The organism is Luteolibacter sp. Populi (genome assembly GCF_040801775.1).
In the GTDB taxonomy this organism is placed as follows: Bacteria; Verrucomicrobiota; Verrucomicrobiia; order Verrucomicrobiales; family Akkermansiaceae; genus Haloferula.
Genome location: NZ_CP161812.1, coordinates 5,752,645 through 5,774,014, shown reverse-complemented (window position 1 = coordinate 5,774,014; position 21,370 = coordinate 5,752,645). Strand labels below are relative to the sequence as shown.

15 protein-coding genes and 2 pseudogenes are annotated in these 21,370 nt (G+C 64.7%); 10 read left to right on the top strand and 7 right to left on the bottom strand.

The genetic code is table 11. The features are described from left to right. Positions 1–30: 30 nt before the first annotated feature. Together ABWK72_RS23440 and ABWK72_RS23435 are read right to left on the bottom strand one after the other, a co-directional pair. Positions 31–180: a hypothetical protein gene (locus tag ABWK72_RS23440; protein ID WP_367872001.1), complete on the bottom strand. Its 150-nt coding sequence runs from the start codon at positions 178–180 to the stop codon at positions 31–33. A 452-nt stretch (positions 181–632) separates the two neighbouring features. Beyond that, complete coding sequence (locus ABWK72_RS23435; RefSeq protein ID WP_367872000.1) at positions 633–4,205, bottom strand: PVC-type heme-binding CxxCH protein; 3,573 nt, start codon at positions 4,203–4,205, stop codon at positions 633–635. A 125-nt stretch (positions 4,206–4,330) separates the two neighbouring features. Here ABWK72_RS23435 and ABWK72_RS23430 point away from each other — a divergent pair, with 125 nt between their 5' ends. The 7 genes from ABWK72_RS23430 to ABWK72_RS23400 all read left to right on the top strand — a co-directional run bounded on the left by ABWK72_RS23430 (position 4,331) and on the right by ABWK72_RS23400 (position 8,558). Continuing rightward, on the top strand, positions 4,331–5,083 hold the full coding sequence (locus tag ABWK72_RS23430; protein WP_367871999.1) for a helix-turn-helix domain-containing protein: 753 nt from the start codon (positions 4,331–4,333) through the stop codon (positions 5,081–5,083). 5 nt (positions 5,084–5,088) lie between these two features. Next, positions 5,089–5,376 (top strand): hypothetical protein, encoded by a 288-nt coding sequence (locus tag ABWK72_RS23425; RefSeq protein WP_367871998.1) that lies wholly within the window; start codon positions 5,089–5,091, stop codon positions 5,374–5,376. Between the two features lie 18 nt (positions 5,377–5,394). Further along, positions 5,395–5,808, top strand: coding sequence for a GNAT family N-acetyltransferase (locus ABWK72_RS23420; protein ID WP_367871997.1), 414 nt, complete (start codon positions 5,395–5,397; stop codon positions 5,806–5,808). A 7-nt stretch (positions 5,809–5,815) separates the two neighbouring features. After that, the gene (locus ABWK72_RS23415; RefSeq protein WP_367871996.1) at positions 5,816–6,133 is read left to right on the top strand and encodes a hypothetical protein; all 318 of its coding nucleotides are present in this window, start codon (positions 5,816–5,818) and stop codon (positions 6,131–6,133) included. Positions 6,134–6,476: 343 nt separating this feature from the next. Continuing rightward, positions 6,477–6,839, top strand: a complete 363-nt coding sequence (locus tag ABWK72_RS23410; protein WP_367871995.1) for a hypothetical protein — start codon at positions 6,477–6,479, stop codon at positions 6,837–6,839. Positions 6,840–7,070: 231 nt separating this feature from the next. Next, positions 7,071–7,874, top strand: coding sequence for a protein-disulfide reductase DsbD domain-containing protein (locus tag ABWK72_RS23405; RefSeq protein ID WP_367871994.1), 804 nt, complete (start codon positions 7,071–7,073; stop codon positions 7,872–7,874). Positions 7,875–7,952: 78 nt separating this feature from the next. Then, on the top strand, positions 7,953–8,558 hold the full coding sequence (locus tag ABWK72_RS23400) for a redoxin family protein (protein WP_367871993.1): 606 nt from the start codon (positions 7,953–7,955) through the stop codon (positions 8,556–8,558). Positions 8,559–9,187: 629 nt separating this feature from the next. Here ABWK72_RS23400 and ABWK72_RS23395 read toward each other — a convergent pair. The 5 genes from ABWK72_RS23395 to ABWK72_RS23375 all read right to left on the bottom strand — a co-directional run bounded on the left by ABWK72_RS23395 (position 9,188) and on the right by ABWK72_RS23375 (position 16,302). Beyond that, on the bottom strand, positions 9,188–10,585 hold the full coding sequence (locus ABWK72_RS23395; protein WP_367871992.1) for a lipopolysaccharide biosynthesis protein: 1,398 nt from the start codon (positions 10,583–10,585) through the stop codon (positions 9,188–9,190). Positions 10,586–10,597: 12 nt separating this feature from the next. Further along, a complete protein-coding gene (locus ABWK72_RS23390) occupies positions 10,598–12,115 on the bottom strand; it encodes a sugar transferase (RefSeq protein WP_367871991.1) in 1,518 nt (505 codons plus the stop codon). Positions 12,116–12,219: 104 nt separating this feature from the next. Continuing rightward, positions 12,220–14,439 (bottom strand): GumC family protein, encoded by a 2,220-nt coding sequence (locus ABWK72_RS23385; protein ID WP_367871990.1) that lies wholly within the window; start codon positions 14,437–14,439, stop codon positions 12,220–12,222. Positions 14,440–14,458: 19 nt separating this feature from the next. Continuing rightward, entirely contained in the window at positions 14,459–15,046 is a 588-nt protein-coding gene (locus ABWK72_RS23380; protein WP_367871989.1) for a polysaccharide biosynthesis/export family protein, read from the bottom strand. An 8-nt stretch (positions 15,047–15,054) separates the two neighbouring features. Beyond that, on the bottom strand, positions 15,055–16,302 hold the full coding sequence (locus ABWK72_RS23375; protein ID WP_367871988.1) for an outer membrane beta-barrel protein: 1,248 nt from the start codon (positions 16,300–16,302) through the stop codon (positions 15,055–15,057). A 267-nt stretch (positions 16,303–16,569) separates the two neighbouring features. On the opposite strand from ABWK72_RS23375, the gene ABWK72_RS23370 reads away from it, so the two are divergent. The 3 genes and pseudogenes from ABWK72_RS23370 to ABWK72_RS23360 all read left to right on the top strand — a co-directional run. After that, entirely contained in the window at positions 16,570–18,366 is a 1,797-nt protein-coding gene (locus tag ABWK72_RS23370) for an amino acid adenylation domain-containing protein (protein WP_367871987.1), read from the top strand. Between the two features lie 3 nt (positions 18,367–18,369). After that, a pseudogene (locus ABWK72_RS23365) lies at positions 18,370–20,754 on the top strand (type I polyketide synthase); the annotation flags it as partial. 100 nt (positions 20,755–20,854) lie between these two features. Then, positions 20,855–21,241: pseudogene (locus ABWK72_RS23360) on the top strand (acyl carrier protein); the annotation flags it as partial. Between the last annotated feature and the right edge of the window lie 129 nt (positions 21,242–21,370).

The window sequence follows — 21,370 nt, the reverse complement described above, 5'->3', positions numbered from 1 at the left end:
GGACGGGGCGAAAAAGGGGAAAGGAAAGGGTTATTCCATCACGATTTCGTCCCGCCGCGCCAGCCACTCTTTGCGGACAAACGCAAAGCCGCGGAGGACATGGCCGGTGGTATTCCACATGCCTGGCTCCGCGCCGGCGTAAGCCGGGGACATGGAGGAAGCGGTGGAAGCCGGAATCATGAGAGGGCTGCGACCGTGTTAGATCGGAATGGACAGGTCAATCCGGAAAGTGCGGAGCAACGCAAAGCATAAGGAGCAGCGGCCTTATTGTCGCTGGCACAGGACCGGCGCACAGGCACAATAAGGTCCCTGCTCCTTATCGCTCCCCCCGATTGACGAAACCCCCGATTTCTGCTAATCCTTGGAAGTCCAGACGGGCTCTTTCGCCCCTCCGGTCCGGCGGCCCTTTTCTGCGGCTACCGGGTGGTTCCAAGCTCCGGCACCATTGCAACAGCACGGACGGATACACTCCGCCTTGAAAAGATGGACCGGGCGGTCAATACGGTCCTGGGCGATGCCCCCTCACTTCCTCACGCTGCTCTTCCAAAGCCGCATGGGGGTAAGGGGGCTTATGGATCGGAATAGGCCTCGAAATCAGGAAGAATCTCCTTGGGCGCTCCGGAACGATCGCCTTAGCGACCGAGTTCCTTCGCCGTCCACATGGTGGCTTGGCTCTGGTATTTGTCCCGGACCTGCTTGACCTCCACTGCGGTCACTGGTGAAGCGTCGTTCGACCAGCTCTGGCGGACGAAGGTCACCACATCGGCGATCTTCTCGTCCGTCATCTCGGCGACCGGCGGCATGACGTTGTTGTAGTCCTGGCCGTTGACCTTCACCGGGCCCTGGAGGCCGGCGATGACGATGCGGATCGGCAGGCTCGGGTCACCCGTGACCCAGTCGGAAGCGTCGAGCGGCGGGAAGACCCCGACCAAGCCCTGGCCTTCCGGCTGGTGGCAGGCGATGCAGGTCATGTTGTAGATCGCCTTGCCGCGCTCGTGAACCGCGGTGTCGGGCTTGAACTTCTTCTCCTTCATCGCCACCGGAGCGGCCGGCTTGGCGTTGAGGTCGGCGAGCAGCTTCTTGGCGTAGGCGGTGTCGAGCTTGCCAAGTTCATCCGCGAGCGCCTGCTTGGCTGCCGGATCGCCCTGCGCGGCGAAGCGTGAGGCGACCTGGGAAATCATCCCGCCGGTGCCGGAGCCACCCGCGATTTCGGTCAGCGACACATCGTCGAACCAAGCCGTGCCGGTGGCACCGCCATAGCCGCCGAAGAGGCAGTGTATCAGCAGTTCGCTGCGGTCGCCGGAATCGACGTTGATCGTCACGTTGGTCCAATCGGAGTCGCCCTTCACACCCTTGGTCTGCTCGCCGCCGTGGATGTTCAGCAGCGCGCCCGGGCCATTGCCGGCGGGCTTGAGGTCCTTCGTCTTGATCCAAGCGGAGAGGACGTAGCTGGTGCGCTTCTTGACCGGCACCGTCACCGCCGCCCCGCTGTCGGAATTCTTCGACGAGGAGATCACGAGGCACATGCTGCCTTCCCGACCATCGGGTGAAGCCATGAGCTTCACGCCATCCCGGTCGCCGCCGTAGAAGCGGTGATCGGTCCAGCCGGAGGGTTTGCCACCGGCGACCTCGGAGAAGTCGGGGTTCGGCATCAGGTTCGGCTTCGTCTCCGCGACCTGCTCACCCCCGAAGCCAGCGGCGGCGGCAGCCAGCAGGACGCCGGGGGCCTGGCGGTTGGCGGCGATCTGCCAGGAATCCTTCAAGGTGGTGTCGCCGGAGATCTTCGCCTCGTCGGCCTGCAGCAGTGCGAAGAGCGCCTTGCCATACTCCACGTCGATATCGCCGCGGGACATCGCCACCATCGCGTCGGCGAGGTCGCGCGGGTCTTGGATGCCAATCTTGCCACCGGCGAGCAGCGTGGTGCGCAGCTGCTTCGGCGTGCCCATTTCAATAGCGGCACGGACGGTGGCGCGGACACCGGAGCCGAGGGCGGCAGCGACATGCGAATCCTCAAGCGCACCGAGACCGGCGAGCGCGTAGATGGCGTGCGCGGACTCGCGGCCGCGGGAAGCCAGCAGCTCGGCGAGCTTCGGCACGTAGGCCTTGTTCCCGCTTTCCACGATCAGGCGCTGGGCTTCGAGACGCCAGAAGAGGTTCGGGTGGCTCAGCGCGGCGATGAGCGACTCGCCCCTGTTCGGATCGAGGTTCGGGTTCGCGTCGTCCTTGCTGCCGGTCGGATAGATCCGGTAGACGCGGCCGAGGTTCTTGTCGCGCAGCGGGGTTTCGTAGGCATTGCCCTTGCCGTTCGTGGCGTCGAGACCGGACGAGCGTTTGCTCGGCGTCGGGTTGTGCTGGATGATGAGGTTGTACCAATCGCAGACCCACACCGCGCCATCGGGGCCCGTCTCGGCGCAGACCGGACCAGACCAGGCATCGGCGCTGTTGTAGATGTTGTTGTAGTGCTGGGTCGCCTTGTAGCCCGCACCCTCGCGGGCGATCTCGAAGACGCCGACCAGCTTGCCCGTGGCTTCCGTGACGAAGGCCATCTTCTCCCGCCACGGAGCCGGGAAGCGGTCCGAGGTGTAGAAGGCGTGGCCGGCACCCGCCGTGTATTTGTCGAACTGATCGACCTGCCGGATGTCCATCGAGCTGGGGTTGAAGATCGGATTGTCATCCGCCCGCGGGGTGCGCGGCTGGTTGATCCCGGCCGCCTGGTAATCGGCGCGCGACTGGGTCAGGAAGAAGGAGGGGTTGCCATTCGCGGTCGAGCCCATGATGTCGAAGTCCGCCGTGGTGCCGAGGCCCCAGGTGTTGTTGGTGGTGCCTTGGAGCACTTCCATCTTCGAGCCGTCCGGCTTGAAGCGGAATACCTGCTGCGAGAATTCCAGGCGCTCGCCGCCGACCTCGCCCTTGAAGCCGGAGTAGCCGACGGTGGCGTAGATCCAGTTGTCGTGGCCGTAGCGGAGGTTCGACACACCCGCATGGGTGTCGCCCGTGCCGAAACCGGTGAAGAGGACCTCGCGGACGTCGGCCTTGTCGTCGCCATTGGTGTCCTTCAGGAACAGCATGTCGCCGCCGTTGGTGCAGATCACGCCGCCGCGGGCGAAGACCAGCGAGGTCGGGATCGAGAGCTTGTCGGCGAAGGTCGTGAACTTGTCCGCGCGGCCATCCTTGTCGGTGTCCTCGGCGATGATGATCTTGTCGCTGCCGGTGTTGTTGGCGTGGAGCTCGTTCGGGTAGTCGGTGGTCTGGATGATGAAGGCACGGCCCTTGTAGTCCCAGCTCACGAAGATCGGGTTCACGATGTCCGGCTCGGCGGCGAACAGCGAGAGCTCGAAGCCCACGGGGACCTGCGCCAGCTTCATCGATTCTTCCGGCGAGAGCGGCTTCTGGGCCTTGGTGATCAGCTCGCGCTTGAGGTAGCCCGGCAGCTTCACTTCTTCTTCCTCCAGCTTCGGCAGCTTGAGGTTCTGCAGCAGTTTGTATTTCTCCGGCCCGACGCTCCAGTAGATCGCATTGCGGATCAGGCTGCCGAATTGGGCCTGGTCCCAGACGCGGTGGTCGTGGCCGGCGGCGGTGTAGAAGACGCGGCCCTTGCCCTGCTCGCGGACCCAGGTCCAAGGCTCCTGATCGCGCTTCTCAAGCAGCACGCGGTCATCGGTCAGGCGGTCGTGGACGTAGGTTTCATCCCATGCCTCGAAGCCTTCGAGGCCCTTCATGATCGGGTGGCTCTTGTTGACGTTGGTGACCTTGAAGGTTCCGGTCTGGTGCTCCTTGAAGCGCCCGCCCACGAGATTGATGAACTCCGGCGAGCCGCCGTAGCAGGCGGAGGCGCAGTGGATCGGCAGGAAGGCCCCGCCGCCATTGACGTAATCGGTGAGGGCCTTGAGCTGATCGGCAGGCATCGCGCCGTTCTGCTCCCAGTTCCCATACATCAGCACGCCGTCATACTTCGCGAGGGTGCCGGGATTGAAGACTTCCTCCGGGTCCTCGCTGTAGGTGAAGTCGATCCCCTCGACGCCGAGCTGTTTCTTGATGGAGCGGTAGCGGGTGACCGGATCGTGGCCGGGGTGACTCTTGGTCGGGGCACCAAAAAATAGGATTTCCAGACGCCGGGCCTCCGGTTTCGGCGTGATCAGGGGTTTCGCCAGCAGCGCGCCGAGCGCGAGCAGTGGCAGGAGGATGGAAAGACGGAGCGCGTGCATGAACGTGGATTTCGGTCGGTCCCGATGCGGCTTACAACCTGCATGATCGGGCCGGGCTTTCAAGCTGACTTAGAATCGCGGAGATCGCTTGTAAGTTTGCGGGAGACACTGGTATGATTCCGCCAGTGGAAACCCAAAGCGATCACCGTAAATGGTTGGAAGAGCTCCCTCCCGGACAGTTCCGCCACCTTTTCGACCACCTTCCCGGGACGCTCTTTTTTACCAAGGACCGGCAGGGCCGACTGATGGCGGGCAACCCCGCCTTCATCCGACGCTGCGGCTTCCAGCGGGAAGATCAGATCGTGGGGCTGACCGACAAACAGATCTTCGCACCGCGGATGGCGGAGAAATTCCATCGCGACGACGAGCGCGTGATGACGACCCGCCAGCCGCTGCTGGGGATCATCGAGCTGTTCCCGAATTCCCAGGGCCGGCCGGAATGGTTCATCACCGACAAGCTGCCGCTCTTCGACAAGCATGGCGGTGTCTGCGGGCTCTGCGGCACGGTCCGCAGCTACGAGGAGCAGCGCGCGGCGATCCAGCCCTACCTCGAACTCGCGGATGTGGCGGAGCACCTCAAGGCGAACTTCCGCGAGCGTCTGGAAGTCTCGGAACTCGCGCAGATCGCCGGGCTCTCCGTGCGGCAATTCGAGCGCAAGTTCCGCAAGACCTTCCAGACCACGCCGCGCAGCTACCTGATGCGGATGCGCGTGATCAAGGCCTGCGAGCTTCTGGCCGGGACCAACCTGCCGATCACCGAGGTCGCGCTGGAATCCGGCTTCTACGACCACAGCGATTTCTCGCGGCAATTCCGCAAGCACATGGGCCAGGCTCCGACGGTTTACCGCCGGGAGAAGCGGGGCGGCGGAAGGAAGTAAACGCCATGGGCACCCGCGATCCCATCCAATGCCCGCGCTGCCACGATGGCAGTTCGCTCACCTCCCGTGGCAAAAGGTATCCGCTCTATCCCGCCGGCCTGGTGGTGTTGCTGGGACTGCCCCTCGCGATCCTTCACCAGAGTTCCTCGGCTACGATCTGCCGCTGTGGGAAATGCGGGAAGGATTTCGGCCTCCGCAGCACGCTGGCCCGGATCTGCCTGGTGATCCTGATTGTCGTGCTCATCCCCACGCTACTGATGGTGATGGGCCTGGTGGCGGTTCTCCTTCGCTAAGGGCAAACACCCCACATCATGAACCTCCGCTACTCGACCGACGACGTCCTCACGGCAGACGATTACATCGACCTCCTTCGCCGTGCGGACTTCGCCGCGCGACGACCGGTGGACGACCGCGAATGCATGGAGGGAATGCTCCGCCATGCCAACCTCCTCTGCACGGCATGGGACGGGACCAAGCTGGTCGGCGCGGCCCGCTCCGTCACGGACTTCCACTACTGCTGCTACCTCTCGGACCTGGCGGTGGACCGCGACTACCAGAAGCAGGGCATCGGCCGCGAACTGATCCGCCACACCCGCTCGCGGCTCGGGCCGAAGACCTGGGTCATGCTTCTCGCGGCCCCGGACGCCATGGACTACTACCCGAAGATCGGGTTCCAGCAGCATCCGTCGGCGTGGGTGCTCGGGCTTGGCCAAACCTTGAAATGATGATGCGATGAGCTACGACCTGATGATTGGCAAGAGCCCGCTGGTACGCGATTCCCCATTGATCGTCGGCAGTATCGACATCGAAGAATACCATGTGCTCGCGGGCATCGCCAAACGCCACCCGTCGTGGCTTATCGACAGGCTACTCCAAGTGTTCGACGATCAGTACTACGGCATGGAGGAACTGGCACTGGGAGCCGAGTTGCTCGATCAGTTATTGCTGGAGGAAAAGGAGTCCCGGGAACGGGCGGTACTCTACATGATTTCCGCCGTCTTCTCGATGGCACTCCGCAGAGGTCTGCCCCTGCATGGCGTGGCGGATTGATCTCGAAGGCGTTCACCGGTGAATTACTTCCAATTTTGTGAGACGGGCAAGGGAAGCGCGCGACGCAGGGCGAGATCCACTACGGTTTCATCCTCTGACGGCTCGATTTTCACCACGCAAGCTGGTCGGAATGGCCGAAAGTCGTTACCATGATGCCATAACAGTAGAGCGACCGGCGATGACACCCCGAATTCCAGATCCCCGGCGAGAGAAGGAGAGAGACCTCTCCAGCCACTGCCGCAACACCTACGGGAATAGCGACAAGGCAGCCCGTAGAGGAGTGCGACGGAAGAAGCGGGTCACCGCCCGCGGGGCGCGTCGCGATGACGGGCGTCTGCTGTCAGTGATCCAAGGGGCCGCCGATGTGGAAGATGACAAATGTGCTGCCGGATTACGTCGTCACCCATGCCAGAAGACGAAGTGGCCCGACCAACCTCTCGGCAAAGTTTTGGCGCGCGGTGTGCAGCGGAGGATCCGGACTCTGCTTGCCGATCGTGAACATGCGACGACGCAGATCGATGGCTTCCTGCAGTGGTGCGAGGCCCGTTTTGAGTTGCCAACCGCGAAACGCGTCGCATGGCAGCGCTTCCTCTGCGGCCTGTTTTCATGGGGCTCCGGAGAGCTCCCCTTGCTCACGCTTTCCGAGCAGCGGCAAATCCATGTGGCGCTCAAGGCGTATCGTTCCCATAGCGCGCGCCGGGAATAACCGGCTTATTCATTAATGCCCTCGGGTGATCCGGGCACCTCCGCCGGTCCTCCGGGGCGGGATGATTCTGTGATCCCAACCGGTGGTTCCGTTGCACTCCACCACCGGCTAAGATCCGACCCACCTCCGGCGCTGGGAGCAGGACCGGCGGATTCCCAGCGGCGGCGCGCCGGGAATAGCCTTCGGGAATAGAAGTGGCACCCTTCCCCTCCCCCGTCTTAGATGGCGGCGATGAAATTCTCGATTCTGATGGCGGCGGGTATCCCGCTGGTTTCGCCCTTGATGGCAGCGGGCGTGAAGTCGGGCCACGCGGATGCCGAATTGCTGAACGGCAGCGCGTCTTATCAAGCGGGCAAGACTTTGACCTTCGGCATCCGCCTGACGGTGGAGCCGGGATGGCACAGCTACTGGATCAACCCCGGCGAGGGTGGCATGCCGCTGAAGGCGAAGTGGACCCTGCCGGAAGGTTGGACCGCCGGTGAACTCCAGCAACCGGTGCCGAAGCGCTTCATGACCGGCGAACTCCCCGGCTTCGGCTACGAGGGCAAGGCGGTCTTCCTGGTCGATCTCACGCCGCCCGCGATCGCCAGCGGCGAGGCCCTGTGCAAGGTGAAGCTTTCCTGGCTGACCTGTGACGAGAGTGCCTGTGTGCCGGGCGATGTGGAACTTTCCGTGAAACTTTCCGCCGGCGATGCCGCCGCGGGTAAGGACGCCGTGACCATTGCCGCCGCTTCCAAGAAAATCCCCCGCCCTGCCGAAGGGGTGGTGCTTCAGGTCGAACCGGAAGGTGATACCTTGACCCTCACGCTGAATGCTCCGGAGGGCCTTGACCTCGAAGGAACCAAGGCCTTCCCGGCCACGCCGCAGGTCATTGATGCTGCGGATCCGATCCAATTCGTGCGCACCAAGACCGCTTGGACCGCGAAGGTGAAAAAGAATGAATATGCCGAGGGAGCGCCGACTCTACTCGATATCGTCCTTGCCGGTGGGAAGCTGGAAAAACCTCTGGTGATCTCCTGGCAGGCGAAAAAGTGACCGGATTCCGTTGGACAAGGCGAGTCACCTCGCGACCGTCATCGACGATTCCGGTAATCCCTACCCAATTCAGAAACCATGAAGCATAACACATTCCTCGGCGCCGTGATCGGTGCCATGATCTGCAGCGCCACCGCCTATGCCGCTGAACCGGGCGATGCCGCCCCCGCCTTCACCGTGAAGAATACGAAGGGTGAAGAAATCTCCCTGGCCAAGCAAAAGGGCAAGGTCGTCGTTCTCGAGTGGGTCAACTACGACTGCCCCTTCGTGAAGAAGCACTACGGCAGCGGCAATATCCCGAAGCTGCAGGAGAAGTATACCGCCAAGGATGTGGTCTGGATCACCGTGAGTTCCGCCGGTGAAGGCCCCTTGGCAGAAGCCAGCGGCTTGAGCGAGCGCTCCGAAAAGGAAGGCAACAAGGCCAGCCAGATCGTGCTCGATACCGACGGCAAGGTCGGCAAGGCCTACGGTGCCAAGACCACCCCGGAACTCGTCGTCATCGATAAGGAAGGCAAGATCGCCTACCATGGGGCGATCGACTCCAAGGCAACCACCGAAGCCGGGGACATCGCCACCGCCGACAGCTACATCTCGCTGGCCTTGGACTCCGTTCTGGCCGGCAAGACCGTGGACAAGGCCAAGACCCAGCCTTACGGCTGCGGCGTGAAATACGCCGGGAAGTGACCCCCTGAAGGGAGCTTTGAAGCATGTGATTTGGTATGCCTCCGGGGAAACCCGGAGGCTTTTTTGTGGGGCGGGGGATTTGATTGGTTAGGTGCGGCGCAGCTTTTCGTTTTCGATTACGGGGCGCGCCCACTGGGAGCGCCGCGGCACCGCCCGGCAGAATGGTTCCCCGATACCGCGACACGGAAAAGGCAGGCAGCATGGCAACGGCGGTATCAATCCCGACCGCGGCGTGCCCCCTGCACCAAGGGACCGTTCTGCCGGGCGGTGCCGCGGCGCTCCCAGTGGGGCACAAGGTGATGAGCCATTAAAGGATGGCTGCAAGGCCACGGCAGTCTCCGCGCCGATCACGAGGTGTGAGATGCTTGGAGGGACCGTTCTGCCGGGCGGTGCCACGGCGCTCCCAGTGGGGCACAAGGTGGTGAGCCATTGAAGGATGGCAGCAAGGCCACGGCAGTCCCCGCGCCGATCACGAGGTGTGACTGGCTTGGAGGGACCGTTCTGCCGGGCGGTGCCGCGGCGCTCCCAGTGGGGCCGTCCGTGGCCGGCGGCGTCGGGATTGTGGGGATAACCAACGATCTGGCTAAGGGGCGGATCGGGCTGCTGCGGTCGAAGGTCGCCGCGCGACTTTACCCCGCCTTCGCGACGACACCGAGGTCCGGGGAGGGATCGCGGGCGGGAACGCGCAGGCCGTGGCCGACGAGGCGGGGCAGGATGCAGCCGGTGACGGCGAAGATCACGGTGGCCATGCTCAGGAGCATGGTGCCCATGCCGCCGTAACGCAGGCCGACGATGGCGGCGATGGCGACGAGGGCGGACTCCGCGAACTGGATGCGCGCGAGCCGGCTGACCTGGCCGCTGCCGATCATCATGGCGTGATTCAGGTGCCGCCAGACGTGGGCGACGAAGTAGGTGGCGTAGCAGGCGATGAGGGACCGCGGGGTGTCCGCGAAGTCCTTGCCCAGCCACAGCGGGAGCAGCAGCGGGCCGAACAGGACCAGGCCGCCGAAGGAGCAGATGCCGAAGCCGCTGCCGTAGAGGTAGAGGCGGCGCGCGGCGCGCTTGGCCCAGTGGTTGTCGCCGCGGGCCAGGGCTTCCGCGACGGCGGGCCAGGTCGGCGTGCTGAGCATCATCACGAAGCCGAGCTGCATGATGGTCATCGAGACGAAGATGCCGTAGAGCGCGGTGGCGGCGCGGCCCTCGGTGCGACCGATCAGCCAGCCGCAGAAGTTATACTCCACGATCACCGCGATCAGGGTGCAAGCGGAGAAGGCCAGGCCATCGCTGAACATGTTGCGGGCGACGGGCAGGCGGAATTTCGCAAACGACGGGCGCACCTCGGGATGCGCGCGCCAGAGGGCGAAGGTGTTGCAGAGCTTGGCGATGACCATCGAGCCGTGGACGGCGAGGACCAGGAACCAGACCTGCGGGATGAAGAAGACGCCGACGCCCACGGCGATCGCGGCGAGGACATTGCCCGCGGCACCCCAGACATTGTTGGTGGCGGACTCGAGCATGCCCTCGCGGACGCGGTCGGTGAGATTAAGGACAAAGAGCAGCAGGAACAGCGCGAGGCCGGTCCACAGCGCCGGGCGGAGCGAGCTCTCGCTGCCCGCGAAGTCATCCCCGAAGATCAGGGGCAGCGGCACCCACAGCAGGACGGCGGCGAGCAAAAGGCCGGCGAGAGCGGCCATCCCCGCCATCATGAAGAAGGCGGTGGAGGACAGTTCGCGCGAGCCTCGCTCGTCATCCTGCGCCTTCGCGCGGGAAAGTCCGTGAGCCAGCGCCGGGCCGACCCCGATCTGGAGCAGCGCCACGGTGGCGAGGGTGAAATTGACGGTGGTGTAGAGGCCGAACTCGGCGCGGCCCAGCACCCGGATCGCCAGCGGGATCGAGAGCAACTGGAAGAGCGCGGTGCCCGCCTTCGAGAGGAAGGAAGTGGCGATCGCGAGGCGGATCGAGCGGTCGCGGCGGGCGCCGTGTCCCGCCGTGTCGTCGGCCCTTGGTGCTGGAGGTGCTTGGCTCAAATGGCTGGTGGTCTAACAGGCACCCTTGCGGCTGAAGAAGGTCATCACCAGGATCTGGAGATCGAGGAAGAAGTTCCAGTTCTCGATGTAATCGAGGTCGAACTTCACGCGCTCGCGCAGGCAGGTATCGCCGCGCAGGCCGTTGACCTGGGCCCAGCCGGTGACGCCGGGCTTGATGTTGTGGCGCACGTTGTAGTGCGGGATTTCCTCCTTGAAGCCTTCGATGAGTTCCGGGCGCTCGGGGCGGGGACCGACGAGGCTCATATCGCCGCGCAGGACGTTGAGGAACTGCGGCAGTTCGTCGATATTCCACTCGCGCATGAAGGCCCCGATCTTGAGGCGGCGCGGGTCGTCCTTCACCGTCCAGCCGGGGCTGCCGGCGGCTTCCGCGTCGACCTTCATCGAGCGGATCTTGAGGATGTTGAAGGGGCGGCCGTTGAGACCGATGCGGCGCTGCTGGTAGAAGACCGGGCCGCGGGACTCCATGCGGACCAGCAGGCAGAAGACCGCGATCATCGGGCCGAAGAGCACCATGCCGAGCAGCGCGCCGAAGATATCGATGCCGCGCTTGAGGGCGTTGTTGAGGGTGTGGTGGAGCGGCAGCTTGCCGATGCCGAGCACGGGCATGCCGTGGAAGCTTTCGATCTGCAGGCCGGAGACGAGGATCTGGAAGCAGCTCGGGACCAGCTTGAAGTCCACGAATTCCTTACCGCAGGTTTCGGCGAGGAGGAGCATCTGGTGGCGGTCCATGCAGCCGTCCACCGCCATGATCAGGTCGGCACCCGAGCTGCGGGTCAGCTCGCGGAGGGTGTCGTAACCGCCGAGCACCGGCACGTCGGACGGCGGCTCGGCGTCGAGCTTGCCATCCGGGGGCCGGATCACGCCGTGGACATTGATCTGGTTGGCACGGCCGGCGCCGAAGCGCTCGATGGCGCGGGTGCACTCGTCGTTCCAGCCGACGAAGACGGCCCGCTGGCGCAGCGCGCTGGCAAAGTTATCCCGGCGCAGCACGCAGTAGAGGAACCAGCGCCAGGCGCAGAGCATCACGCAGGCGATCGCGGCACCGAGCACGCAGTAGACGCGGCTGATGGCGGGATCAATCTTGAGGATCAGGGTCAGGCCGAGGAAGCCGACCAGCCAGATCGCGCAGGTCTTCACGATCACGGTGACGGTGCGGCGGATCGCGAGGTAATTGCGCGGGTCGTGGACGCGGAAGTTCGCGAGCATGACGAGCATCATCAGGCCGCCGAAGATCACGTGGCCGAGGTAGCCGCGCAGGCTGATGGCCGGGTCATCCACGCCGAAACTCTGGAGCGAGGACTCGAAACGCAGGATGTACGCCAGCATCATCGCGGCGAAAATCACCGCAGCGTCTCCCACGAAACTGGTGACGACCAGCTTCTGGTGAGCCACCCAGGGGCGGTGGCGATGGCGCAGCTCGAAATTGGCCGGACTTTCATCCGGCGGGTCCGCGGTGAGCGTCTTGGGGGCAGACGACTCCACGGAAGGTGCGGGGGGAGCACAGTTCATGGTTCGGGGGGATAGGGGGGAATTTTTCGGATCGGGGGGATCCTGCCGCGACCGGGGAAGTCACAACTAGGGCGGAAATTAACAGTTACGGACCAGGGCGTCCATTACGTGATCGGGGAGGAGGGGCTTTCGCCGGAACCTCCCTGAGCAGCAGACGAGCCGGGCGCCACCGTCACGCCGGAGCCGGACAAGGCCGGATGGCTGAGGGGGACAACAGGCTCGGGTGCGCCATTTCCTTTGCCGCGGAACGGGCATTCATTCCAGACAAATCCGATCAAATTTCCGCCCGACGAGCGGACCAGTTCAGAGGCCTTCTTGAGATTCCGGCGCTCGCTGGCATTCTGGCGGACCACGAGGCAGACGCGGTCGGCATAGCGGGAAATCGCCAGCGCATCGCTGACCGCCAGGACCGGCGGGCTGTCGATCACCACGGCATCGAACCAGCGGTAGGCGTCCTCCAGCAAGACCGGCAGGCGGGTGCCCGAGAGCAGTTCCGCGGCGTCGGTACGCATGGGCCCGGAGGACATCAGGTAGAGATTCGGCAGCGCGGTGGGGAAGCAGGCGCTGGCGGGCTCGGCCTCGCCGGCGAGGTAAGCGCCGAGGCCGCTGGGCTCGCCATTGACGTGCTGGCGGCTCAGGCCCGGGCGGCGCATGTCCGCATCCAGCAGAAGGGTGCGCTGGCCCTGCATCGCCAGGGAGGCGGCGTAATTCATGGCGCAGAGCGAACGCCCCTCGCCGGGCACGGCGCTGGCGAAGAGGACGGTGCGGGCATTCGGCTTGGCCGGGGGCGGCAGGAGCACGGCGCGCAGGCGGCGGAAGGATTCCGCGACCGGGGAGCCGGGATCGGAAAGTAGGATCATGTCCCCTTCCCGGCCGTCCTGCATCATCGGCAGGCTGGTCAGCAGGGGCGCACCGGTAGCGCGGGTGGCGGCGGCGGCATCGCGGACGCGGCCATCGCGGAGCTCGCTGCCGACCATCAGGACCAGGCCGCCGAGCATCCCGGCGAGGGCGGCCACGGGAAAGAGCACCATTTTCGCGGGCCGGCTGGCCTTTTCCGGGATGAAGGGGGCATTTCCCCAACGGATGGCGGAGGCGGCCAAGGTGCCCGCCATGGTGGCCTCGCGCAGGCGCTTGTCCACGGAGGCGTGCATCTCGCGGGCAGCCTCGGCGGTGCGCTTGAGGGAATCGAAGCGCGCGCGGATGCCTTCGACGCCGACGGCGGCGGTGCGGGCGTGATCGACCTCGCTGGAGAGCTTGCTCTCGTTTTCGAGGGCGACGTGGTAGCTCTTTTCCAGTGCCTCGCCCGCCGAGCGGGCGGCGTCGGCGAGATCCTTCTTCAGGCTTTCCACCTCTTGGGCGGTCTCCTTGTAAACCGGGTGCTTGTGGAGGTAGCGCTCCTTGAGCTTGGCGAATTCCAGCTCCTTGGCCTGCAGGGAGCGGACCCGGGCGAGGACTTCATCCGCCTGGACCGTGCGGCCGATGCCGGCAATGGCGTCGCGGTCCTCGGGATCGAACTTCTTGAAGGCTTCGTATTCGGCCTCGAGGCGCAGGCGCTCGGACTTCGCCTGGGTGAGCTGGGTATTGAGATTGCCCAAGGGATCGCCCGGGGTGCTGGCACCGTCGCGGCCATCCAAGCCGGGGACGGGGTGGCCTTCGCGGAAGGTCTGCAGGGCGTTGTCCGCGGTCTCCATGGAGAGGCGCAGTTCCTGCTCCTTCAAGGCCAGGCCTTCGCTGGCCTCGCGGGCGACGGTCTCCCGGCGTTCCTTGCTCCAGAGCTGGTATTCCGAGACCACGGATTCGACGAGGCGCTTGGCGCGGGCGGGAACGGTGTCCTCCACGCTGATTTCAACCACGCGGGTGCCGCGGTCGAGTTCCACGCGCATGCGCCGGGAGAGCAGGGTCGCGACGCCTTGCTCGCTGGTGCCGGGCGGGGCGAAGTCGGTGGCCTGCTGGAGCTGGTTCGCCTTCACCACCCGCAGCAGCACGGCATTCGAGGCCATGTTGCGCTCGATGGTGCGGAGTTGTTCGAGGTCCTTGTTGTCCTGCTGGGTCAGGCCGTCGACCCTGAGAGGATCGGGAGTGCTGCTGAAGACTTCCACGGAGCCGGTGGAGACGTAGATTTTCGGCGCCTTCTTGACGTAGAGATACATCGCCGCGATGGCGAGGGCCGTCGACAGCACGACGATCCAGCCGCGGCGGACGAGCACGCCGATGATGCGGCCGGCCTCGACCTTCGGCAGGTAGAGCGTGGGATTGGGGCTGGCCAGTTCCGCCTTGGGCGGGGAATGGGTCAGGAAGTGATCCGGTTTGCGGGGGGACGACATGGGCAAGGGGGAGGAAAAATCAGAAGATGCCTTCGGGGACGTTCAGCACGTCGCCATCGCGAAGCGGGATATCGGCGGTTTTGCCGGCGGTGATGTCCTTGAGGTTGAGGGTCAGGACCTGGCCCTTGCCGCCGCCGCGCTTGAGGGTGATTTTCTTGGTATTGGCGATGCGGGTGGCACCGCCGGCCATGCCGACGGCCTCGACCAAGGTGAGCTGGCGGTTCGGGGTGATCTCGAAGACGCCGGGGCTCTGGACTTGGCCGAGCACGGTGACGGTGCGGCGGAGGCGGGCCTCGATCGAGACGTTGACCTGCGGATTGACAAGGTAGCCGTCCTTGAGCTTCGCGGTGATCGCGGCGGCGGCCTGGTCGGTGGTGAGGCCGGCCATCTTGACCGAGCCGATCAGGGGCATGGAGATGGTGCCATTCGGCGAAAGCTGGCCGCTGGTGGTGAGCTCGTCCTCGCGGAAGACGCGGATCTCGACATTATCGAGACGGCCGATGACGCCGGAAGCGCGGGTGGGGGCCGTTTGCCCGGCAGCGCCGCCGGTCAATGCGGCGAGCAGGCCGGCCAGCGCCGCGAGGATCAGAAGGATCTTCACATTCATAGGGGGGTTTAGAATCGGTAGCCCATCTCGACGCCGGTGGCGTGGCTGTCGTAGCCGAGACCGGGGCGATTCGAGCTGTTTTCCGAGTAGCGGTAAAAGAGGCCCATGCTGAAGTCGTCGGTGAAACGGTATTCCAGCGCGGGGCGGATGAAACGGATCTTGTCTTCCCGACCGGCGGGGGCGGAGCCGGAGACTTGGGTGTAGCTAGCATGTTCCAGACCGCCTTCCAAGCGCGCGCTCCATTTCTCGCCGAGGCGCTGGACGATGCCGAGGGCAGCACCGCTCTGGGTGTAATTTTGGCCTGGGGTGTAGGCGGAGGCCTGCTCGCGGCGGTAGCCGTTCAGGTAAAGCTCGGTTCCTTCCTTCGGGGTCCAGCCGACGCGGGCTTCCACGACGGGGGTGGTGTCGGAGCCATTGTCGAAGCTGCGGTGCTCGCCGCCGAGCTCGAGATCCACGGCGATCTTCTGGGTGGGCGTCCATTCCAGGCGACCGGTGACGCGGTGGACGGTCTGGGCGCCCGCGCCATCGACTTTGAAATTGCCGCCCTTGTAGGCGAGGCCGATCCGGGTTTTCGGAGAATAGGTGTAACGCAGGGCAACCTCGCCGAAGCCGAGGCGGGAATCGGCGTATTTGCCGGAGTCGTAGGAGGTGGCCGCGTAGCCGCCGGCGGCTTCCACGCTGATCTTCTCGCGGACGGCCCAGGCCATGCGGACCTCGGTGGCGAGTTCGGTGCGGTCGGTGAGCGCGCCGGTGTCGGCGGTGGCATCGCCGAGCTGGGCGGCGCTGCCCTTCCACGAGGCGAGGGTCTTTTGGCCACGCCAGCCGATGTCCCATTCGGCGGTCTGGTCGATGCGGTCGTTGCTGGAGTGATCCATGTAGGCCACGCCGACGGGCTTGTAGGCGACATTCAAATAGCCACCTTCGCCGGTCGCCTTGTCGCCGTGGCGGTAGGCGATGGCAGGAGCGACCCGGACGACCAGGTCCGACTCGGGACGGGTCGAGCTAAGGTAGATATTGCTCTCGTAGGTGGCGGAGACGACGACGCCCATTTCCAGTTCGTCCTTCCGCACCTCGCCTGCCTGAGGGTCAAAGCGGTAGCCGCCGCGTGGCACGATCCGGCTGTCGAGTTGCCCGTCCAGACGGCCCGGGGCCGTGGACAATACTTCCTCGCCGGATGAGGAAGCCAGCGACCCTGCCGTGTAGACAGCAAGGATCAATGGCACCACCCGGGGGGTTTGGGGCGTGCGGCGGGACATGCGGACAGGAAACAGCGGGCGAATCCTAAAAAATTTACAGGCCGGTGACAAGAAATTTTGTAATACCAAACCTTACGAGATCGCGTAATGCCGCTGGCCGGACTTTCTGATACAAGAGAGTTAGCACGTTCCATCGGTGAGTTCAGGGCGCTCCGACGCCTCTCCTCTCCGGCAGACGAATGCGAAGCCCCCGAAATCGTGCGGATTGCCATCGCCGCGATTTTTCAATATTTTCGCTGCACCCCCTACCCCCCGTCGCCCAGCCCAATGACCGCTGCCCCCCAGCCGCAGGAAACACCGCTTCTGCTCGACCGACTTCTCGCGAACTTTGAGACCCGTGCCACCCGCACGCCCGGCGAGACCGTGATCGTCGCCGGCGAGCGGACCATAAGTGCCGGGGACTTGGACGCCCGCGCCAACCGCTTGGCCCGCCATCTCCAGAGTCTCGGGGTCTGCCCGGGGGTCTATGTGGGGATCGGCCTGGGCCGCTCGGTGGAATTGATCGTGGCGTTGCTGGCGGTGGTGAAGGCGGGCGGTGCGTATGTGCCGCTCGATCCGGCGTATCCGCGCGAACGGCTGGACCACATGATTTCCGCAGCCGGGCTGAAGCTGGTGCTGACGCGGCCGGAACTCGCCGGACACTTCGCCGCCACGGCGGTGGATGTGACGGATGCCGCGCTGGACGAGCTTCCTGCAGCACCGGTGACCAGCTTCGCGACGCCGGACGACCCGCTGTATGCGATCTTCACCTCCGGATCGACGGGCCAGCCGAAAGCGGCCTCGGTCTTCCGGAAGGGATTCGCGAACTTGCTCGATTGGTATCTTGCGGAGCTCGGCGCGGACAACCGGAGCCTGGTGATCAGTTCGCCGAGCTTCGACCTGACGCAGAAGAATTTCTTCGCCCCGCTGCTGGGCGGCGGCTTGCTGGTGCTGGACGAAGGCACGACCTACGATATCTCCCGTATCAACGGGCTGATCCGCAGCCACGGCATCACGCTGGTGAATTGCACGCCGAGCGCCTTCTACCCGCTGGTGGATGCGGATGCGGCGGCGCTGGCGAGCATTCGCTTCGCGGTGCTGGGCGGCGAGCCGATCTCGATCCCGCGGCTGCGTGGCTGGCTGGAGTCCGGAATAGCGGAAGTGGTGAATACTTACGGGCCGACGGAGTGCACGGACATCTGCGCCTTCCATAGACTGCACCGCGGGAATCTGGATGACTTCGGTTTCGTGCCACTGGGCCGCGAGATCCCGAATGTCAGCGTGACGATCCGCGACGAGGATCTGGCGACGATTCCCGATGGGGAACTCGGTGAGCTTTGCATCGCCGGGGCCGGATTGGGCGGCGGGTATCTGAACGATCCGGAACGAAGCGCGCGGTCCTTTGCCTTGGCCGGCGGGATCTACCGCACCGGCGATCTGGCGCGGCGCTTGCCTTGCGGGACTTTGGAGTTCCGCGGACGGGCCGACCATCAGGTGAAGGTCAACGGCTTCCGGATCGAACTGGGCGAGATCGAGATCGCGCTCGGCAGCCACGAGTCGGTGCGCGAGGCGGTGGTGATTTCGAAGGACGGCAGGCTGATCGCGCACGTGCAGGGCACGGCGGCAGATCTGAAGGCGCATCTCGCGACGAAACTGCCAGCGTATATGATCCCCGGGGAATTCGTTTACCGGGACGGCTTTCCTCTGACTCCGAATGGCAAGGTGGACCGGCTGGCGCTGGCTGAGGAGCACCGGCCCCATGCTTCATCCAGGTCTGCGGATGGAACGATTCTCGAACGCATCCTCGCGCTGTGGGGCGAGCTGCTAGACAAGGAAGTCACGGACCCCGAGGCCAACTTTTTCGACCTCGGCGGGACTTCCATTCACCTCGCGGTGATGCACGTGCGGCTGCGCGAGATGACCGGCCGCGATCTGGCGATCACCGATCTCTTCGCCCGGCCCAGCGCGAAATCGCTGGCGGACTTCCTTTCGCCGCAGGCTGCAACCACCACTTCCACCGCCCAAGACCGTGCCCGTCTGCAACAGGCCGGGCTGGCCCGTTTCCGCCGTCCTTCCCCCCGCTGATTGATGAACGAAGAACTTCCCCCACCCGAAGCGATCGCGGTGATCGGCATGTCCGGTCGCTTTCCCGGTGCCACGAATCCGGATGAATTCTGGCAGAACCTGATCGCAGGCAAGGATGGCATCACGCGCTTCGAGAGCCGCGTCGAGAGCGACGGCTCGAAGTACGTCGGAGCCCGTAGCATGTTCGAGAAGCCGGACATGTTCGATGCCTCGTTCTTCGGAATCTATCCGCGGGAAGCGGAGCTGATGGACCCGCAGCACCGGGTTTTCCTGGAGTGCGCGTGGGAAGCCATCGAGCACGGCGGCTACGATCCGCACGCTTATCCGGGCATGATCGGCGTCTACGCCGGGGTGAGCCTGAATACCTATCTTCTGCACAATCTCGGCAAGGCGAAGGAGATGGCGAAGAACTACCAGGTGGCCGAGTACCAGACGATGCTCGGCAACGACAAGGACTTCATGCCGGTGCGCGTGAGCTACAAGCTCAACCTGCGCGGGCCGAGCATGACGATCCAGACGGCTTGCTCGACCTCGCTGGTCGCGATCTGTCAGGCGGCCACTTCGCTGCTCACGTATCAGTGCGACATGGCTCTGGCGGGCGGGGTTTCGATCAGCTTCCCGCAGCAGCGCGAGTATCTCTACACGGAAGAGGGCATGGTCTCCGGAGACGGGACGGTGCGCGCCTTCGATGAGAAGGCGAACGGCACGGTCTTCGGCCATGGCTGCGGCGTGGTTCTTTTGAAGCGTCTCAGTGAAGCAGTGGCGGATCGCGATCCGATCCTGGCCGTGATCAAGGGCTGGGCGGTGAACAACGACGGCTCGGACAAGATCGGCTTCGCCGCGCCCGGGCTGAATGCGCAGGCGGATGTGATCGCGCTGGCGCAAGCCGCAGCGGGGGTAAGCCCGCAGGATGTTTCTTATATCGAGGCGCATGGTACCGGCACGCCGCTGGGTGATCCGATCGAGGTGGCGGCTCTTACCAAAGCGTTCCGCGAGGGCGGCGCGACGGGCAACGGCTTCTGCGCACTCGGCACCGGCAAGACCCACATCGGGCACCTCGATGTGGCGGCGGGCGTGACGGGATTGATCAAGACGATCCAGCAGTTCCGCCACGGGAAGATCCCGGCGCTGCTGCATTTCACCGCGCCGAATCCGCGGATTGATTTTGCCAATAGCCCTCTGAAGCCGGTGGCGGAGGAGATGGCATGGGAGCGCAATGGCACGCCGCGGATCGCGGGAGTGAGCGCTTTTGGAGTAGGCGGCACGAATGCCCACGTGGTGATGGAGGAAGCTCCTTTGCTTTCGGAGACGACCGCGGGAAGGAAGCAACAGTTGATCGTGCTTTCGGCGAAGACGGCGACGGCGCTGGAGGCGATGGCGAACAATCTGGCAGACCATCTCGGGCAGGGACCGTTCGGAGAACGGTCCCTGCCTGACGTGTCCTACACGCTGGCGACCGGCCGCCGCGTCTTTCCCTTCCGCCGCCACATCGTTGCGGCGGATGCCGCGGAGGCTATCGCGAAACTCCGGGAGTCTTCAAAATCTTCGGCCGCTCCGAAGTGTGCCTCGAAGATCGCTTTCCTCTTCCCGGGCCAAGGCTCGCAGTATCCCGACATGGGCCGCGAGCTCCTGGCCGAGCCCGCCTTCCGGGAAGCCGTGGACGAGTGCGCGACCATCCTCCAGCGCCATCTCGATCTGGATATTCGCGAGACGCTCTATCCTTCCGAGGCCGACCGCCCCGAGGCCGAGCAACGCATCCACCAGACATGGCTGACGCAGCCCTGCATCTTCGTCACCGAGTATGCATTGGCGAGGCTGTGGATGTCTTGGGGCATCCAGCCTTCATTGCTGATCGGTCATAGCATCGGCGAATATGTCGCCGCGGTGCTGGCGGGGACCTTCTCGCTCACGGATGCCTTGGCGCTGCTCGCCACGCGGGCGCGCTTGATGCAGGATCTGCCCTCCGGTGCGATGCTGGCGGTCCGCCAGGGTGCCGATGAACTGGTTCTGCCAGAAGGCATTCACCTCGCCGCGATCAACAGCCCGAAGCTTTGCACGGTCTCCGGCGCACACGAGGCTATCGCAGCTTACCAGAGCGAGCTTGAGGAGAAGAAGATCGCCTGCCGCGCGCTCAAGACTTCGCACGCCTTCCACTCCTCGATGATGGAGCCGATCGTCGAGCCCTTCACGGAAGAGGCCGCGAAGGTCCGCGCGAATGCCCCGGCGATTCCTTGGATCTCCACCTGCACCGGCAAGGCGATGGATGCCGCTACGCTTGCCGATCCCGGCTACTGGGCACGGCAGCTCCGCCATGAGGTGCGCTTCACCGATGCGCTGGCCACTGCTTTCGCGGATGACGGCCTGATCTTGTTAGAGGTTGGTCCCGGGCAAGCTCTCGCACCTTTCGCCCGGCAGCATCCGGCGAAGGGCAAGGCGGTCGTCATTTCAACACTCCCCTCCTCTGCCAACGACCTCGCCGATCTGCTCAATGCCGCAGGCGAGCTGTGGAAGGCCGGTGCAGCGCTCGATTGGTCCGCGTTCTTCGCCGGCCAGGAGCGAGCCCGCCTTCACCTGCCGACTTACCCCTTCGAGCGCCAGAGCTACTGGATCGACAAATCGGCTGAAGCCGAAGTCCCAGCCATCGCTGCATCGGCTCCTATCGCCGCAGCACCCGTCCCTTCCTCCCCCCACCCCCCCTGCCATGTCCGCCCCCGCCGACCGCCTTCCCGATCTCGCTGCGAAACTCCGCGCCATTGTCATGGAACTCTCCGGCGTGGTCGTGGAGGACGACAGCGCGAGCTTCACCGAACTCGGTTTCGATTCTCTTTTCCTCACGCAAGCCAGCCAGGCGGTGCAATCGCGCTTCGGCGTGAAGGTGACCTTCCGCCAGATGCTCGGCGATCTGGCTTCGGTCGCGGCATTGGCTGCCTATCTCGACGAGCAGATGCCCGCTGCGGCCCCCGCGCCTACGACACTTGCCGTAGTTACGGCGGCACCCGTCACC